This window comes from Frigidibacter sp. MR17.14 (assembly GCF_037095735.1).
Classification (GTDB): Bacteria; Pseudomonadota; Alphaproteobacteria; order Rhodobacterales; family Rhodobacteraceae; genus Frigidibacter.
This window is the reverse complement of the sequence record NZ_JBAWKD010000001.1, coordinates 490,035-506,341: the sequence shown is the minus strand read 5'-3', so window position 1 is coordinate 506,341 and position 16,307 is coordinate 490,035. Positions and strand designations below refer to the sequence as shown.

Sequence of the window (16,307 nt, the reverse complement as noted above, 5' to 3'; positions counted from 1 at the left end):
TTACCGCGACTCGGGCAAATGTCCTCGTCCTGCCACAATTCAGAGGCCGCGCATGCTGACCGCTCCATCTGCCGCCTTGCGACCCGAGGGCGCGGCGCGCCTTCTGCCGGATCGCGCAACCGCCGCCCGCGATCTCGAGGCCGCATTTCTGACCGTCCTTCTGCGCGAGGCGGGGTATGGCGCGCCCAGGGCCTCTTTCGGGGGCGGGCTGGGAGAGGAGCAGGTATCGTCCATGCTCTGCGACGAGCAGGCCCGTCTGATCGCCGAGGCCGGCGGGATCGGACTTGCCGCGCGGTTTCTGTCCGCCGGCGCGATGGGGGGTGACGATGGATGATCTTCTAGCCTTGGAACGGCTGCTGCGGCGCGAGGCGGCGCTGCTGCTGGCTGGAGAGCTGCGGCATCTTGAACCGATCGTGGCGCGAAAGGCGCTGCTGCTGGCGCGGCTCGACGCCCAGCCGCCGGCAGACGCACGACGGCTTGCCCGCGTGCGGGCGCTGGCAGAGCGCAACGCGCGCCTGCTGACGTCGGCTCTGGCCGGGGTGCGTGCCGTGGCGGGCACGCTGGCGGCCGGGCAACGCGCCGGCACGCGGCTTGAAAGCTACGATGCGCTCGGTCGCAGCCGGACGATCTCGTCGCCCCTCCCGGGGCTCGAACGCAAGGCCTGATGCGGCGTGATTCGTTCAGGGGTTCTTAGGGAGTCTCGGCGAATGTGCCCCTGCGTCCCGGAAGCGGGCGGCGCGCGGTCAGCGCGGCGGCGAGAACGCCCGAGCATCCCGGAAGGGGTTTTCCACGCATCCGGCGCAAAGCGCCTCATCAAGGGACGACAGTCATGTCGAGCATCCTCACCAATACCGGCGCAATGGTTGCGCTGCAGACTCTCAAAGGCATCAACTCGGGGCTGGCGAAGACCCAGTCCGAGATTTCGACCGGCAAGTCCATCTCGACCGCCAAGGACAATGCCGCGGTCTGGGCCATCTCGAAGGTCATGGAATCCGACGTGAAAGGCTTCCAGGGCATTTCGGCGAGCCTCGATCTGGGCGAATCGACCGTTGCGACGGCGCGGCTGGCCTCGGAAAAGATCACCAACCTGTTGACCGACATGAAGGGCAAGATCGTCGCGGCGCAGGAAGAGAACGTCGATCGCGGCACCCTTCAGACCGACATCGACGCGCTGAAGGACCAGATCAATTCGATCGTCGGCGCGGCGCAGTTCAACGGGCTGAACCTGATCGATGGCAACTCGTCCACCGACATGAAAATCCTGTCGTCGCTGGACCGCAGCTCCACGGGCTCGGTGTCGACCTCGACCATCGATGTCACCCGTCAGAACCTGTCGTCCTCGGCCTATGTCGCCAAGGCCGCCTTCACCGGCACCACCGGCGCCTCGACCGATGCGGACACCGCGGTGATGACGCTGGCCAAGACCGACACGACCGGTGTCAGCTTGGTCCTCGACGATGCGGTTACCTACGCTGCCGGCGACAAGATCTCCGTCACGCTGGGTGACAAACGGATCAGCTACACCGTCACCGCCGAGGATGCGGCACAGACCGCTGCGGCACAGACGAACCTGATCGGTGCCGGGCTGAAATCGGCGGCCGATCAGCTGGGCATCACCGATCTGCGCGTGGATTATGCCGCGAACGACGGGACGAACCAGGCGACTCTCACCTTCAAGGTCGCGGACACCAACGGCGACAGCACGTCGGACATCGGCGCCGACATGACCATCGTCGCCCAGTTCCAGAATGCCGGGTCCGGCGGTCTGGCCCTGATGACTGGGATCGACGTGACGACTGATCCGGCCTCGGCGCTGGCGAATGTCGAGACGCTGATCGACACCGCGACCCAGGCCGCAGCCTCCTTCGGCTCGGCCGAGGGTCGGATCCAGACCCAGGCGGACTTCATCTCGGGCCTGACCGACTCGATGAAGACCGGTATCGGCTCGCTGGTCGATGCCAACATGGAAGAGGCTTCGGCCCGCCTCCAGGCGCTGCAGACCCAGCAGCAGCTCGGCATCCAGGCGCTGTCGATTGCGAACCAGCAGCCGCAGAACATCCTGTCGCTGTTCCGCTGACACTTGGCGGGGCGGGCAGAGGACGCCCGCCCCGAACCCACGGCAAAGCCGTGACCTGAAGCAATGCTCCTGTGACGGGAGAGGGCAAGATGAACGCGACCAGGATGGCTAAAACGGCCTATTCCACGCCAGGCGAGCCGGTGCGGACGCCGCGTGGCATCGAATACGAGATCTTTGCCCGGGTGACCGGGCAGCTGCAGCGCGCGATGGATGCCGACCAATTCGGCGATCTCGTGGCCGCGTTGCACGAGAATCGCCGGCTTTGGCAGGTGCTCGCGGCAGATTTGGCCCTGCCGGAAAACGGACTGCCAGAGGATCTTCGCGCCCGCTTGCGGTATCTGGCGGAATTCACGCGACTGCACAGCCGTAAGGTCGCCGCCGGCGAGGCGGGGGCGCAGGTGCTGATCGACATCAACACGATGATCATGCGCGGCCTGCGCGCGACGGGGCCGGTGCAATGACCGGGCTCGTCCTGAAGCTGGCCCCGCAGGAGCGGGTGCTGATCAACGGGGCGGTGATCGAGAATGGCGAAAGGCGCTCGCGGCTCGCGATCATGACCCCGAACGCACATATCTTGCGGTTGCGCGATGCCATCCACCCCGATGCGGTGACGACGCCGGTGCGCCGCGTCTGCTATATTGCGCAACTTGTGCTGTCAGGGGACGCCGATCCCGACGAGGCACGCTTCCAGCTGCTGCGCGGGATCGAACAGTTGAGCCAGGTGCTGACCGATCCGGACAGCCGTTCGCATCTGCGGCAGGCGACCTCTGCAGTGGTCGGGGACCAGCCCTACCAGGCACTCAAGGCGTTGCGTGCCCTGCTGCCCCGGGAGGAGCGGCTGCTGGCCGCGAGCCAGCGATGAGCTATCAACCGATCGTTCCCATCGGTGGCTTCGCGGGTTGGGCGATGCTCAACCGGACCATGACCAGCCAGAAACAGGCCTTCGCGGCCTCGGGCGAGCCCGCACGGAACGTGGCCGCCTTCAAGGAGCGCATCGCCTCGGTCACCTCGGCCGAAGCGCTCGTCAAGGATCGCCAGCTGCTGTCGGTGGCACTCGGGGCGTTCGGACTGCAGGACGACATCAACAACAAGTTCTTCATCACCAAGGCTCTGTCCGACGGGACCACGGATGCCAGCGATCTGGCGAACCGGGTCTCCAACAAGGCCTACCTGTCGATGGCCCAAGCCTTCGGATTCGGCGATGGCACCGTTCATACCGCTGATGCCGGCTTCGCCGACCAGATCGCCCAGGCCTACCTGGACCGACAGTTCGAGGTGGCGGTGGGCGACAGCAATGAAAGCTTCCGCTTCGCGCTGAACGCCCAGCGCGAACTCCCCGCGCTGGCCGACAAGACCAGTTCCGACACGACCAAATGGTACACGGTGCTCGGCTCGCCGCCGCTGCGAAAGGTGTTCGAGAGCGCCTTCGGCCTGCCCGCCGCCTTCGGGGCGATCGATGTGGACCTGCAGGTGGAAACCCTGCGCGATCGGGCCGACAGTTATCTCGGCTCGCGGGATTTCGCGCAATTCGGCGACAGCGCAGCGATGGACAAGCTGATCCGTCTGTATCTTGTGCGTTCCGATGCCTCGGCGGGGCAGGTGGGGCTCAGCGGCGCCGCTATCGCCAGCCAGATCCTCGCCGGTGGTTGAGCGGCGGCGCTGCGCCGGAACGAAAAGGGCCGCGGGTTGCCCCGCGGCCCGGCAGTCGCTCGGAAGGGCGATCAGTCCTCGTCGCCGGCCAGCTGGCTCAAAACCTGACCGCGCCCGCGGGCCCGCAGCACCAGCGGCACGATCAGCGCGGTCGCCGCGACGGCCAGCATCACCGCCGCGATCGGCGAGGTGAAGAGCACCGTCCAGTCGCCCTGGCTGATCGCCAGGGCCCGGCGCAGCTGCTGCTCGGCCATCGGGCCAAGGATCAGGCCGACGACGATCGGCGCGATCGGATAGCCGAACACCCGCATCATGTAGCCCAGCAGGCCGAAGGCCAGCAGCATGCCCAGCTCGAAGACCGACGGGTTCGCGCCGATGGTGCCCAGCGTCGCGAACAGCAGGATGCCCGCATAAAGCCAGGGTTTCGGGATCGTCAGCAGCTTCACCCAAAGCCCGATCAGCGGCAGGTTCAGCACCAGCAGCATCGCGTTGGCGATCAGCAGCGAGGCGATGAGACCCCAGACCAGCTGCGGGTTCGTCGCGAACAGCAGCGGCCCCGGCTGCAGACCGAATTGCTGGAAACCGGCCAGCATGATCGCGGCGGTCGCCGTGGTCGGCAGGCCCAGCGTCAGCAGTGGCACCAGCGTCCCCGCGGCCGAGGCATTGTTGGCGGCCTCGGGACCGGCTACGCCCTCGATCGCGCCTTCGCCGAACTCCTCGGGGTGCTTGGTCAGCTTCTTCTCGGTCGCGTAGCTGAGGAAGGTGCCGATCTCGGCGCCGCCGGCCGGCATCGCGCCGATCGGGAAACCGATCACCGTGCCGCGCAGCCAGGGCATCCACGACCGCTTCCAGTCCTCGCGGTTCATCCAGACCGAGCCCTTGACCGCATGGACCTTGTCCACGCCGGTGTTGCCCTGCGCGGCGATGAACATCGCTTCGCCCAGCGCGAACATCGCGACGGCCATGGTCGTCACCTCGATCCCGTCCAGCAGGTCGGGGATGCCGAAGGACAGGCGGGTCTGGCCGGTCAGCTGGTCGATACCGACGCAGGCGAAGGCGAAGCCCACGAAGAGCGAGGTCAGCCCGCGCAGGGTCGAGTCGCCGAAGGCCGAGGAAACGGTGACGAAGGCCAGAACCATCAGCGCGAAATATTCGCGCGGCCCGAAGACCAGCGCCATCTTCACGACGTAGGGCGCGAGGAAGGCCAGACCCAGCGTCGCGATCAGGCCCGCGACGAAGGAGCCGATGGCCGCCGTGGCCAGCGCCGGGCCGCCGCGGCCCTTGCGGGCCATCTTGTTGCCCTCGAGCGCGGTGATGATCGAGGCGCTTTCCCCGGGCGTGTTCAGCAGGATCGAGGTGGTCGAGCCGCCATACATCCCGCCGTAGTAGATGCCCGCGAACATGATCAGCGAGCCGGCGGCGTCCAGCCGGTAGGTCACCGGCAGCAGCAGCGCCACGGTCAGCGCCGGGCCGATGCCGGGCAGCACGCCGACGGCAGTGCCCAGCGTCACCCCGATCAGCGCATAGAGCAGCATCATCGGCTCCATCGCCGTGAGCATGCCCTGCATGAGGAAGTCGAACGCGTTCATCTCAGCCCCCCACGAGCCGCTCGAGCGGCCCGACCGGCAGATGCAGCATCAGAAGCTGCGAGAAGATTACCCAGACGATGAAGCTCAGCACCACGCCGACGCCGAGGGCGAGCGGCAGGTTGCGTTGGCCGAAGCCCCTCGCCGTCAGGCCGAAGAGAATGCCGGTGGCGATCGAGAAGCCCGCCACGTTCAGCAGCAGAAGCTGCCCGGCGAGCCCGGCCACGACCCAGACCACCGGGCCGAACTGCTGCTTGTCACGCTCGGGGAAGTCGCCGCGCCAGGCGGCGACCACGGTCCAGAGCGCGAGGATCAGCAGGCCCGCGCCGACGACCTGCGGGATCGTGGCGGGACCGACCTGAGAGTAGCCGGCAGCGCCCTTGAGGCGCTGCACGTCCCACAGGACGACGGCGCCCATCCCGGCAAGACCGGCGGCGATCAGAAGCGCCGGCCTGTCGGGGCGGCGCCGGCTGTCCTGCGGGAGTTGCGTCATTTCACCAGTCCGATGTCCTTGAGGACCGCTTCGGTCGCCGTGATTTCCTTGTCGAGCTGCGCCTGGAAGGCGTCACCGGCCAGGAAGGTGTCCGACCAGCCCTTGGCCTTCAGCTGTTCCTGCCATTCGGCCGACTTGGCCATCTTCTCGACGTCGGCGGTGATCGCCGCCTTCTGCTCGGCGCTCAGATCCGGGCCGGCCGCGACCATGCGCCAGTTCTGCAGCTCGACATCCAGGCCCGCTTCCTTCAGCGTCGGCGCTTCGATGCCCTCGATCGGCTCGGGCGAGGTCACCGCCAGCAGGCGCAGGGTGCCCGCCTCGACCTGGCTCTGGAATTCGCCCAGGCCCGAGATGCCCGCGGTCACCTGGCTGCCGAGGATCGCCGCCAGCGCCTCGCCGCCGCCCGAATAGGCGATGTAGTTGATCTTGGTCGGGTCGACGCCTGCGGCCTTGGCCAGCATGCCGACGCCGATGTGGTCGACGCCGCCCGCCGAGCCGCCGGCCCAGCTGACCGCGCCCGGATTTTCCTTCAGCTTCGCGACCAGTTGGTCGATCGTCTCGATCTCGGACGAAGCCGGGACCACGATCGCCTCGTATTCGCCGGTCAGCCGCGCGATCGGGGTCACGTCCTTCAGCGTCACCGGGGCGTTGTTGGTCAGGATCGCGCCCACCATCACATAGCCGCCGACGATCAGCGCATTGGCGTTGCCCTTGTTCTGGCTGGCGAATTGCGCAAGCCCGATGGTGCCGCCGGCGCCGGGGACGTTCTGCACCTGGACCGAGGACGAGATCTTCTCGTCCTGCAGGACCTGCTGCATGGTGCGCGCGGTCTGGTCCCAGCCGCCGCCGGGGTTCGCCGGGGCGATGATGGTGTAGTCGGCCGCCATCGCCGGAACGGCGATTGCGCTGGCCAGAAGCGCTGCAAGAATGCGGTGTTTCATATGGTCCTCCCTGTGGACCGGCCATGGCGACCGATCCGGACTGAATGCAGGGGGGAAGGCCGAATCTCCGGCGCAATCTGCCGGTGGTGCCTCGACGTCTCCCCCCGTCGACAGCGCGCCACCTCCATGGCGCCCTGCGACAATACTGCACAGTTCCCTGTCATGAACCTGACGGGAATGCCGGTTTCTTCGGCAGTCTGTGAAAATAAATCGGGTCTGCGGTGCAGCTATCGCCCGGACAGCGCCGCGCGCCACTGCGCGATCAGGCGCGCGCGCCGGGCATGGTCGAGATAGGCCAACAAGCCCGGTCCCACCGGGATCGGTCGCAGTTGTCCGCCACTGAGATCGCCCATCGCCAGCGCCGAGTTGCGCCCGGCGACCTTCAGGCTGACCGCGGGCAGCTTCAGCTCCTCGGTCATCACCGTCTGGCCCTCGGGCGACATCAGATAGGCCAGGAACCGCGCGCCAAGTTCTGGCTGCGCGGCCGCGCGCGGCACCAGCCCGATGCGCGAGGCGACGACGGTGAAATCCTTGGGCAGCAGGATGCCGACGTCGGGATGGGTCCGCGCCCAGTCCGCGGCATAGGAGCCGAGGATGTTGTAGCCCATCACCAGCCGCCCGTCCGCGACGCGCTCCAGAATGTCGACGCTCGTCGGGAAGGCCTGCACCCCGGCGTGGCCCATGGCCCGGACCACCCGCCAGATGTCGCGGAAATGATCCTCGTCGCGGGCGAGGAACAGGTAGCCCACGCCGGACTGCTCGACGTCATAGGTACCGATGCGGCCCTGTGCCTCGTCGGGGCGGTCGCGCATCCAGGCCAGGAACTCGGCGCGGGTCTGCGGCGGCGGATGGCTTGCGAAGCTCGGGCGGTTGTAGACGAAGACCGCGGGTTCGAAGGTCAGCGCATAGCCGGTGTCGCGCCAGTTCGCCCAGCGGGGCCAGGTTTCGGTCTCGGCGGTGTGCACCGGCTGCGCGAAGCCGTCGTTCACCAGCTTCACCTGCAGGTCCATCGCCGAAGAGAAGGCGAAATCGGCCGTCGGCCCCCCGGCGCGGGTCTCGGCGATGACGCGGGTGCTGATTTCGGCGGTCAGCAGGTCCTCGTAATGGATCGTCACGCCGGGATTGCCGCGCTGGAACCCCGCGATCAGCGGCGCCGCCAGCCGCTCGTCGAACGAGGAATAGACCGTCATCTCGGCCACGGCGGGTCCGGGGGCCGGGAACAGGAAGGTCTCGGCCGGGGCCGCGCTGGCCCAGAGGCCGAAGAAAAGGGCGGCAATGGCGCGCATCATGGCCCGCAACGGTGGCAGAGGCGGCCCCCGTTCACAAGCCCGCGCGGCGCCGCTACTGTCGGCCCGATAAGAAGGAGCCAGCCGGTGCGCATCCTGCTCGCGGAAGACAACCTGCCCCTGTCGGACGGGCTTGCGGCGCTGCTGCGCGGCTCGGGCTATGCCGTGGATCAGGTCCATGACGGCGCCGCGGCCGAGGCGCTGGCCTCTGCCGAGAGCTTCGATCTGGTGATCCTCGATCTGAACCTGCCGCTGATGGACGGGCTCGACGTGCTGCGGCGGATGCGGGCGAAGGGCAACCGCGCCGCGGTGCTGATCCTGACCGCGCGCGGCGCCCCGGAAGAGCGGGTGAAGGGGCTCGACCTCGGCGCGGACGACTATCTGGTGAAGCCCTTCGATGCGGGCGAGCTCGAGGCGCGGGTGCGCTCGCTGCTGCGCCGGCAGGCGGGGCTTCGGGCGGCCGAGATCTCGCATGGCGGGCTGACGCTCGACCTGAATTCGCGCGGCTTCTACGCGGCGGGCCAGCCCTTCGACCTGCCCACGCGCGAGCGCGACCTGCTGGAACTGATGTTCACGCGCTTCGGCAAGGTCGTCGCGCGCGAGGCGATCGTGCAGTCGCTGACCAGCCTCGACGACGAGCTGTCGCCCAACGCGATCGAGCAATATGCCTCGCGCCTGCGCCGCAGGCTGGCGCCGCACGGGCTGACGATCCGCACCGCCCGCGGCATCGGCTATTACCTCGAGAGGGCCGAGGCTTCGGGGGCAGGGGCGTGAGGAAGGGCTTCGGCGGGACGGGCGCGATCCGCGGCTCGATCCGGCGCCGGCTGCTGACATGGCTGTTGGTTTCGACCGCGGTGATCGGGCTTCTGGCGCTGCTCGATACCCGGGCCGAGGCGGTGCGCACCGCCAACACCGTTTCGGACCGGGTGCTGGCAGGCTCTGCGATGGCGATCGCCGAGCGCGTCTCGGTCGACGAGACCGGCGATGGCGGGCTGTCCGTCGACATTCCCTATTCGGCGCTCGAGATGCTGTCCTCGACCGCGCAGGACCGGGTCTTCTACCGCGTCGACGGCCCGCCCGGCACCTTCATCACCGGCTACCGGGAACTGACGCCGCTCGATGGCCCCTGGGACGTGCCGGTCTTTGCCGATGCCGCCTTCGACGGTGCGCCGATCCGGGTCGCCTCGCTGCGCCGCGCGGCGTCGACCGGGATCGATTCGATCCCCTTCGTGGTCACCGTGGCCGAAACCACCGCCGCCCGCGGCGCGCTGACTTCGACCATCCTGCTGCGTTCGGCGCTGCGGCTGGGGCTCATGATCCTTGGCGCGACCGTCGCGGTCTGGATCGCGGTGACGCTCGCCCTGCGCCCACTGCACCGGCTGGGGGCGGCTCTGTCGCTGCGCTCGCCCGACGACCTCAGCCCGATCGACGAGGCCGCGCCGCGCGAGGTCCGCGGTCTGGTCGAGACGGTGAACGGCTTCATGGCGCGGCTGGCCGGCGCACTGGGGGCGATGCGCAACTTCACCGGCAATGCGAGCCACCAGCTGCGCACTCCGCTGGCGGTGGTCCGCACCCAGCTTGCGCTCGCGGCCCGCGCGCCCGACCTGCCCGCCGCGCAGGCCGCCGCGCGCGCCGGTGATGCTGCCATCGGCGAGGCAGAGCGCATCCTTGCTCAATTGCTGACGCTGGCCCGCGTCGATGCCGCCGGGTCCGCCGCCGCGGGCGCCGCCCGGTTCGATCTGGTGGCGCTGGCCCGCGACACCACGGCCGAGCGCGTGCCCGATGCCGCGGGCGCCGGTCTCGACCTTGGCTTCGAGGCCGAGGGCAGCGCCGAGATCCGGGCAGAGCCGGTGCTGGTGGCAGAGATGCTGCGCAACCTGATCGACAACGCCCTGCGCTACGCGGGGCGGGGGGCAGAGGCGACGGTGCGCGTGCGCCCCGGGCGCGGCGGGACCGTGGTGCTGGAGGTGCAGGACGATGGGCCCGGCATCCCCGAGCATCGCCGCGCCGAGGTGCGCGCCCGCTTCGTGCGCGGTGCGCCCGTGCAGGCCGACAGCAGCGGTGCGGGCGGCAGCGGCCTGGGGCTGCCGATCGTCGAAGAGATCGCGACGCTGTTCGGCGGCGCGCTCGAGCTTGACGCGGGCCCCTGCGGGCGCGGACTGGTGGCGCGGATCCGCTTTCCCGATCCGACCGGCACCTAGGCCCGCGCCGCCAGGGCGGACCGTCAGGTCGCGCGGGCCGAGGGCGGCATGTCGAAGGGGCCGGGCGGGATCATGCTGGGCAGGAAGGTGTCGGCCGAGGCGCGGTCCCAGCGGCGGTGCCATTCCCAGAGATAGTCGATCTCGGTCTCTGCCAGCAGGAAGCCCTCGGGCAGGTAGGGATAGGCCTGGTTGCCGTCCTGGAAATCCTCGCGCTTCCGGAACATGAAGTGATAGGGCATGAACCCCCGCGGGTCTTCCAGCCCGGCCGCGCCGGCGATTTCCGCCAGTGCGTGCAGGGTGTTGCGGTGGAAGCGCGCCACCCGGTCCGACTTGTCGCCCACGTCCAGCGCGCGCTGGCGCAGCGGGTCCTGCGTGGCAATGCCCACCGGGCAGGTGTTGGTGTGGCAGGACTGCGCCTGGATGCAGCCGATCGCGAACATGTAGCCGCGGGCCGAGTTGCACCAGTCGGCCCCCAGCGCCAGAGCCCGGGCGATGTCGAAGGCGGTCACGATCTTGCCCGCCGCGCCCACCTTCACCCGCTCGCGCAGGCCGGCGCCGCGCAGGGTGTTGTGGACGAAGTGCAGCCCGTCCAGCATCGGCATGCCGACCCGATTGGCGAATTCCAGCGGGGCCGAGCCGGTGCCGCCCTCCTTGCCGTCGACGACGATGAAGTCGGGGGCCACGCCGGTCTTCAGCATCGCCTTGACCATGCACATGAACTCGCGCCGGTGCCCGATGCACAGCTTCATGCCGACCGGCTTGCCACCGGACAGCGCGCGCAGCTGCGCCACGAATTCCATCAGCCCGATCGGGGTCGAGAAGGTCGAATGCGCCGCCGGAGAGATGCAGTCGACCCCCATCGGGATGCCGCGCGCCTCGGCGATCTCGGCCGAGATCTTGGCGGCGGGCAGCATGCCGCCATGACCGGGCTTCGCGCCCTGGCTCAGCTTGATCTCGATCATCTTGATCTGCGGATCGCGGGCCTGCGCCGCGAACTTCTCGGGGTCGAAGCCGCCATCCTCGCGACGGCAGCCGAAGTAGCCCGAAGCGACCTGATAGACCAGATCGCCGCCGCCCTGCCGGTGATAGCGGCTGATCCCGCCCTCGCCGGTGTCATGGGCGAAGCCGCCCTTCCGCGCGCCGGTGTTCAGCGCGAGGATCGCATTGGCCGAGAGCGAGCCGAAGCTCATCGCCGAGATGTTGTAGATCGAGGCGTCGTAGGGCTGCGTGCAGTCCGGGCCGCCGATGCGGATGCGGAAGTCGCTGTCCTTGATCACCTTCGGCACCACGGAATGGGTCAGCCAGCTGTAGCCGGGGTCATAGACCCGTTCGGTCGTTCCGAAGGGGCGCTTGTCCTCGACCCCCTTGGCGCGCTGGTAGACAAGGCTGCGCATCTCGCGGCTGAAGGGTTCCTCGTCCTTGTCCGATTCCAGCAGGTACTGGCGGATCTCGGGGCGGAAATCCTCGAACAGGAAGCGGATATGCCCGATCACCGGGTAGTTGCGCAGGATCGAGTGCCGGCGCTGTGTCAGGTCGAGGATCCCCAGCCCGAAGAGCGCGGCGAAGGCCAGCGCCGGGACGATCATCCACAGCGACCACACCATCAGGGCAAGGAAAAGAAGGGCGAACAGGCCGCAGAGCACGAAGCTCGCGTAGCGGTTCAGCAGGCGGAGCTTGCGCATCTCGGCATCCGTCGTGATCTCGGTTGCCGGACCATGTGCCAAGGGCGCGCGCGAAGTCCAGCCCGTCGCGACGGAACGGCGCCCGCGCGGTCGGCTGGTACGGGCGGGGGGACTCGAACCCCCACGGCCTTCCGGCCAAGGCATTTTAAGTGCCGTGTGTCTACCATTCCACCACGCCCGCGCGACACCGGGGAACTCGTAACCCGAAGCGGCGCAACGGGCAATCCGGCTGCCGACCCCAATTGCCGACCCCGATAACCGACTTCAGTTGCCGGCTCTCAGCCCAGCCCCGTCTCCTTCACCGTCTCCATCGCCACGTATGTCGAGGTCGAGGCGACATGCGGCAGGGTCGAGATCCGTTCCGCCAGCACCCGGCGATATTCAGCGATGTCGCCGGTCCGCACCTTCAGCAAATAGTCGAAGCCGCCGGCGATCATGTGGCATTCCTCGATCTCGGGCAGCGCCCGCACCGCGCGGTTGAAGGCCTGCAAGGCCGCCTCGCGGGTATCGGCGAGCCGGCATTCGACGAAGGCCACATGCGCCAGCCCCATCCGGATCGGGTTCAGCATCGCCCGGTAGCCGGCGATCACGCCTGTCTCTTCCAGCCGCTTCACCCGCGCCTGCACCGGCGATTTCGTCAGCCCGACCCGCCGCGCCAGCTCGGCGTGGCTCATCCGGCCATCGGTGGCCAGCGCCGCAAGGATCGCGCGGTCGAAACCGTCAAGGTCCGCCGGGACGTTCGCCATGTCATGGCTCCGAATTTCAGGCGGATCGCCTGCAGTTGGCCCATAAGCGGGCGAAGCGCCTGCGAGACTCGCGCTATCATCGCGGGAACGCAACCCCTTCTCCCGCTCAGATCAGGATCGCCCGCAGATGACCGCGCCCGCCCTGCCGTCGCTTTTCGCCTCGCCCGACTTCGCCCGGATCGAGGGCGAGACGCTCGCCCCCGAGGGACCGCTGCTGGCGCGCCTGATCGACGAGGCGGCCTTGTCCTCGCAGGACCGTGCCCGCATCGCCGCCCGGGGTGCCGCGCTGGTGCGCCAGATCCGCGCCGACGTGCGCCCGGGGCTGATGGAGGTGTTTCTGGCCGAATACGGGCTGTCGACCGAAGAGGGCATCGCGCTGATGTGCCTGGCCGAGGCGCTGCTGCGCGTGCCCGACGCGCCGACGATGGATGCGCTGATCGAGGACAAGATCGCCCCGTCCGACTGGTCGCGACACTTAGGCAATTCGGCCTCGCCGCTGGTCAATGCCTCGACCTGGGCGCTGATGCTGACGGGGCGCGTGCTCGAAGACCGCGAGCCGGGGCTGGCGGGGCATCTCAAGGGCGCGGTGCGTCGTCTGGGCGAACCGGTGATCCGCGCCGCCACCCAGCGCGCGATGAAAGAGATGGGCCGCCAGTTCGTGCTGGGCGAGACCATCCAGTCGGCGATGACCCGCGCCGCCAAGCGCGAGGCGGAAGGTTACACCTACAGCTACGACATGTTGGGCGAGGCCGCGAAGACCGCGGGCGACGCGCGCCGCTATGCCGCCAGCTATTCCGCCGCGATCGGGGCCATCGCCTCGGCCTGCACCAAGGCGGACATCCGCGACAACCCGGGGATCTCGGTCAAGTTCTCGGCCCTGCATCCGCGCTACGAGATCGCGCAGGAAGACCGGGTGATGGCCGAACTGGTGCCGGTGGTGCGCGATCTCGCCCGCAAGGCCGCCGCCGCGAACATGGGCTTCACCGTCGACGCCGAAGAGGCCGACCGGCTGACGCTGTCGCTCAAGGTCATCGCCGCGGTGCTCGAGGACGGGAAGCTGTCCGGCTGGGACGGTTTCGGCGTGGTAGTGCAGGCCTATGGCCGGCGCTGCGGCGCGACGATCGACTGGCTGCATGCGCTGGCGACACGGCTCGACCGCAAGATCATGCTGCGGCTGGTCAAGGGCGCCTATTGGGACGCCGAGGTGAAGCGCGCGCAGGTTCTGGGGCTCGACAGCTTCCCGGTCTTCACCCGCAAGGCCGCGACCGATGTCAGCTACATCGCGAATGCCCGCCGCCTGCTTGGAATGACCGACCGCATCTACCCGATGTTTGCCGGCCACAACGCCCATACCGTCGCCGCGATCCTCGACATGGCCCCGGACCGCACGCTCTTCGAATTCCAGCGCCTGCACGGCATGGGCGAACGTCTGCACGACATCGTCCATCGCGCCGAGGGCACGCGCTGCCGCATCTACGCCCCTGTCGGCGCGCATCGCGACCTGCTGGCCTATCTGGTGCGCCGGCTGCTGGAGAACGGCGCGAACTCCAGCTTCGTGCACCAGATCGTCGACGAGACGGTGCCGCCCGAGGCCGTCGCCGCCTGTCCCTTCGCCGCGGTCGAGGCGCTGCTGCCTGCGCCGCAGAACCCGGGCCTGCGCACCGGTCCGACGCTGTTTGCCGACCGTGCCAATTCGCGCGGCTTCGACCTGAGCGACGCGCCGACGCTGGCCGCGATCGAGGCTGCGCGGGTGCTGCCTGCACTGACCGCGCGGCCACTGCTCGCGGGGCCGAGCGCCGGGTCCGCGGCTCAGCCCGCGCTGAACCCCGCAACGCTCGAGCGGATCGGTCAGGTCATCCCGGCGTCACCGGCGGATGTGGAAACCGCGCTGGATGGCGCCAGCGTCTGGGACGCGCCTGCGGCAGAGCGCGCCGCCGTGCTCAACCGCGCGGCCGATCTTTATGAGGCCGAATTTGGCTCGCTCTTCGCACTGCTGGCCGCCGAGGCCGGCAAGAGCCTGCCCGATGCCGTGGCCGAGTTGCGCGAGGCAGTCGACTTCCTGCGCTACTATGCGTCCCGGAACGCCGAACTGCCGGGTGAGGCACGGGGGGCGGTGGTCTGCATCAGCCCGTGGAACTTCCCGCTGGCGATCTTCACCGGCCAGATCGCGGCGGCACTCGCTGCGGGCAATTCGGTGCTGGCGAAGCCGGCCGAGCAGACGCCGCTGATCGCCTTCCACGCAGTCACGCTGCTGCATCGCGCCGGGGTCCCGATCGCGGCGCTGCAATTCCTGCCCGGCGATGGCCCGACCGTGGGCGCGCCGCTTGCCGCCGATCCGCGGGTGGGGGCGGTGGCCTTCACCGGCTCGACCGAGACCGCGAAGGCGATCCGCGCCGGCATGGCCGCGCAGGGCACCCCCGGCACGCCGCTGATCGCCGAGACCGGCGGGCTGAACGCGATGATCGTCGATTCGACTGCGCTGCCGGAACAGGCGGTGCGCGACATCGTGGCTTCGGCCTTCCAGTCGGCGGGCCAGCGCTGCTCGGCCCTGCGGTGTCTTTACGTGCAGGAAGACATCGCGCCCGCGATCCTCGAGATGCTGGAAGGCGCGATGGACGAATTGACGCTGGGCGATCCCTGGCAGCTCTCGACCGACATCGGCCCGGTGATCGACGCCGAGGCCGCGGCGGGCATCCGCGCGCATGTCGAGACAGCGCGCGCCGAGGGCCGGCTGATCAAGCAGATGCCCGCGCCTACGACCGGGCATTTCATCGGCCCCGCCATGATCCGGGTCCCCGGCATCGCCGCGATGCAGCGCGAGATCTTCGGTCCGGTCCTGCATGTCGCGACCTTCCGCGCGGGCGAGATCCCGAAGGTCGTCGCCGCGATTAACGCCACCGGCTACGGGCTGACCTTCGGCCTGCATAGCCGCATCGACGACCGTGTGCAGGAGGTGACCGAGGCGCTGGCGGTGGGCAACCTCTACGTCAACCGCAACCAGATCGGCGCGGTCGTCGGCAGCCAGCCCTTCGGGGGCGAAGGGTTGTCGGGCACCGGGCCGAAGGCCGGCGGGCCGGATTACCTGACCCGGTTCCGCCACCTGCCGGCGCCGCAGGCCGCGCCCTCGTTCGAGGACGGGACGGCGACGCTCGAACGGCGGCTGGCCGCGGCCCGCGCCCCCGCGGGCGCGATCCATACCCAGGACCTGCCGGGCCCGACCGGCGAGTCGAACCGCCTGTCGCAGCATCCGCGGCTGCCGCTGCTGTGCCTTGGCCCCGGCCATGCCGCGGCCGAGGCGCAGGCGCAGGCGGTCCGGGCGCTGGGCGGGGTGGCGGTCACCGCACCGGGGCTGGCGCCGGATCGGCTCGGGACGCTGGCGGGCATCTCGGGCGCGCTCTGGTGGGGCGGGCGCGACGCCGCGCGCGATCTCGAGGCCGCGCTGTCCCGCCGCGCCGGGCCGATCCTGCCGCTGATCACCGGCCAGCCGGACCGCGGCCATGCGGTGCTGGAGCGTCACCTGTGCATCGACACCACCGCCTCGGGCGGCAATGCCCAGCTTCTGGCCGAGGCCGGCGGGCACTGACCGCCGCGCCACGCAGCGCGCGGGAACGTCGCCGCCCCGCTTGACCGGGCGGCGGCGAACCC

At 69.3% G+C, this 16,307-nt stretch carries 15 protein-coding genes and 1 tRNA gene; 9 read left to right on the top strand and 7 right to left on the bottom strand.

Translation table 11 applies throughout. The features are described 5' to 3' along the window. Window positions 1-52: 52 nt before the first annotated feature. The 6 genes from V8J36_RS02445 (at window position 53) to V8J36_RS02420 (ending at window position 3,727) form a co-directional block, all read left to right on the top strand. The gene (locus tag V8J36_RS02445; RefSeq protein ID WP_336465654.1) at window positions 53-334 is read left to right on the top strand and encodes a rod-binding protein; all 282 of its coding nucleotides are present in this window, start codon (window positions 53-55) and stop codon (window positions 332-334) included. Beyond that, window positions 327-665 carry a hypothetical protein gene (locus V8J36_RS02440; RefSeq protein WP_336465653.1) on the top strand — a complete coding sequence of 113 codons (339 nt, stop codon included), beginning with the start codon at window positions 327-329 and terminating at the stop codon, window positions 663-665. Before V8J36_RS02445 ends, V8J36_RS02440 begins: the two co-directional genes overlap by 8 nt. 164 nt (window positions 666-829) lie before the next feature. Then, window positions 830-2,077: a flagellin gene (locus V8J36_RS02435; RefSeq protein ID WP_336465652.1), complete on the top strand. Its 1,248-nt coding sequence runs from the start codon at window positions 830-832 to the stop codon at window positions 2,075-2,077. Window positions 2,078-2,166: 89 nt separating this feature from the next. Continuing rightward, complete coding sequence (flaF, locus tag V8J36_RS02430) at window positions 2,167-2,538, top strand: flagellar biosynthesis regulator FlaF (RefSeq protein ID WP_336465651.1); 372 nt, start codon at window positions 2,167-2,169, stop codon at window positions 2,536-2,538. Beyond that, on the top strand, window positions 2,535-2,939 hold the full coding sequence (gene flbT, locus V8J36_RS02425) for a flagellar biosynthesis repressor FlbT (RefSeq protein WP_336465650.1): 405 nt from the start codon (window positions 2,535-2,537) through the stop codon (window positions 2,937-2,939). Before flaF ends, flbT begins: the two co-directional genes overlap by 4 nt. Beyond that, complete coding sequence (locus tag V8J36_RS02420) at window positions 2,936-3,727, top strand: DUF1217 domain-containing protein (RefSeq protein ID WP_336465649.1); 792 nt, start codon at window positions 2,936-2,938, stop codon at window positions 3,725-3,727. The genes flbT and V8J36_RS02420 overlap by 4 nt, the downstream gene beginning before the upstream one ends. A 71-nt stretch (window positions 3,728-3,798) precedes the next feature. Here V8J36_RS02420 and V8J36_RS02415 read toward each other — a convergent pair whose 3' ends face one another. From V8J36_RS02415 to V8J36_RS02400, 4 genes are all read right to left on the bottom strand, one after another. Then, window positions 3,799-5,316, bottom strand: a complete 1,518-nt coding sequence (locus tag V8J36_RS02415) for a tripartite tricarboxylate transporter permease (RefSeq protein ID WP_336465648.1) — start codon at window positions 5,314-5,316, stop codon at window positions 3,799-3,801. A 1-nt stretch (window position 5,317) separates the two neighbouring features. Continuing rightward, window positions 5,318-5,806, bottom strand: coding sequence for a tripartite tricarboxylate transporter TctB family protein (locus V8J36_RS02410; RefSeq protein ID WP_336465647.1), 489 nt, complete (start codon window positions 5,804-5,806; stop codon window positions 5,318-5,320). Continuing rightward, the gene (locus V8J36_RS02405; RefSeq protein ID WP_336465646.1) at window positions 5,803-6,747 is read right to left on the bottom strand and encodes a Bug family tripartite tricarboxylate transporter substrate binding protein; all 945 of its coding nucleotides are present in this window, start codon (window positions 6,745-6,747) and stop codon (window positions 5,803-5,805) included. The genes V8J36_RS02410 and V8J36_RS02405 overlap by 4 nt, the downstream gene beginning before the upstream one ends. A 227-nt stretch (window positions 6,748-6,974) precedes the next feature. Further along, entirely contained in the window at window positions 6,975-8,036 is a 1,062-nt protein-coding gene (locus tag V8J36_RS02400) for an ABC transporter substrate-binding protein (RefSeq protein ID WP_336465645.1), read from the bottom strand. 84 nt (window positions 8,037-8,120) lie between these two features. Between V8J36_RS02400 and V8J36_RS02395 the strand changes: the two genes are divergently transcribed. Both V8J36_RS02395 and V8J36_RS02390 read left to right on the top strand, forming a co-directional pair. After that, the gene (locus V8J36_RS02395) at window positions 8,121-8,807 is read left to right on the top strand and encodes a response regulator transcription factor (protein ID WP_336465644.1); all 687 of its coding nucleotides are present in this window, start codon (window positions 8,121-8,123) and stop codon (window positions 8,805-8,807) included. After that, a complete protein-coding gene (locus V8J36_RS02390) occupies window positions 8,804-10,234 on the top strand; it encodes a sensor histidine kinase (protein ID WP_336465643.1) in 1,431 nt (476 codons plus the stop codon). Before V8J36_RS02395 ends, V8J36_RS02390 begins: the two co-directional genes overlap by 4 nt. A 23-nt stretch (window positions 10,235-10,257) precedes the next feature. Here the strand turns inward: V8J36_RS02390 and V8J36_RS02385 are convergent, their stop codons facing one another. From V8J36_RS02385 to V8J36_RS02375, 3 genes are all read right to left on the bottom strand, one after another. Next, window positions 10,258-11,916 carry an FMN-binding glutamate synthase family protein gene (locus V8J36_RS02385; RefSeq protein ID WP_336465642.1) on the bottom strand — a complete coding sequence of 553 codons (1,659 nt, stop codon included), beginning with the start codon at window positions 11,914-11,916 and terminating at the stop codon, window positions 10,258-10,260. Window positions 11,917-12,011: 95 nt separating this feature from the next. Further along, window positions 12,012-12,097 (bottom strand) — tRNA-Leu (locus V8J36_RS02380). A 97-nt stretch (window positions 12,098-12,194) separates the two neighbouring features. After that, the gene (locus V8J36_RS02375) at window positions 12,195-12,662 is read right to left on the bottom strand and encodes an Lrp/AsnC family transcriptional regulator (RefSeq protein ID WP_336465641.1); all 468 of its coding nucleotides are present in this window, start codon (window positions 12,660-12,662) and stop codon (window positions 12,195-12,197) included. 127 nt (window positions 12,663-12,789) lie between these two features. On the opposite strand from V8J36_RS02375, the gene putA reads away from it, so the two are divergent. After that, window positions 12,790-16,245, top strand: coding sequence for a bifunctional proline dehydrogenase/L-glutamate gamma-semialdehyde dehydrogenase PutA (gene putA, locus V8J36_RS02370; protein ID WP_336465640.1), 3,456 nt, complete (start codon window positions 12,790-12,792; stop codon window positions 16,243-16,245). Window positions 16,246-16,307: the final 62 nt, after the last annotated feature.

Bases quoted from the DNA above. Each gene is read 5' to 3' on its own strand.
- V8J36_RS02445 (WP_336465654.1), top strand. From the start codon at position 53: ATGCTGACCGCTCCATCTGCCGCCTTGCGACCCGAGGGCGCGGCGCGC.
- V8J36_RS02440 (WP_336465653.1), top strand. From the start codon at position 327: ATGGATGATCTTCTAGCCTTGGAACGGCTGCTGCGGCGCGAGGCGGCG.
- V8J36_RS02435 (WP_336465652.1), top strand. From the start codon at position 830: ATGTCGAGCATCCTCACCAATACCGGCGCAATGGTTGCGCTGCAGACT.
- flaF (WP_336465651.1), top strand. From the start codon at position 2,167: ATGAACGCGACCAGGATGGCTAAAACGGCCTATTCCACGCCAGGCGAG.
- flbT (WP_336465650.1), top strand. From the start codon at position 2,535: ATGACCGGGCTCGTCCTGAAGCTGGCCCCGCAGGAGCGGGTGCTGATC.
- V8J36_RS02420 (WP_336465649.1), top strand. From the start codon at position 2,936: ATGAGCTATCAACCGATCGTTCCCATCGGTGGCTTCGCGGGTTGGGCG.
- V8J36_RS02415 (WP_336465648.1), bottom strand. From the start codon at position 5,316: ATGAACGCGTTCGACTTCCTCATGCAGGGCATGCTCACGGCGATGGAG.
- V8J36_RS02410 (WP_336465647.1), bottom strand. From the start codon at position 5,806: ATGACGCAACTCCCGCAGGACAGCCGGCGCCGCCCCGACAGGCCGGCG.
- V8J36_RS02405 (WP_336465646.1), bottom strand. From the start codon at position 6,747: ATGAAACACCGCATTCTTGCAGCGCTTCTGGCCAGCGCAATCGCCGTT.
- V8J36_RS02400 (WP_336465645.1), bottom strand. From the start codon at position 8,036: ATGATGCGCGCCATTGCCGCCCTTTTCTTCGGCCTCTGGGCCAGCGCG.
- V8J36_RS02385 (WP_336465642.1), bottom strand. From the start codon at position 11,916: ATGCGCAAGCTCCGCCTGCTGAACCGCTACGCGAGCTTCGTGCTCTGC.
- V8J36_RS02375 (WP_336465641.1), bottom strand. From the start codon at position 12,662: ATGGCGAACGTCCCGGCGGACCTTGACGGTTTCGACCGCGCGATCCTT.
- putA (WP_336465640.1), top strand. From the start codon at position 12,790: ATGACCGCGCCCGCCCTGCCGTCGCTTTTCGCCTCGCCCGACTTCGCC.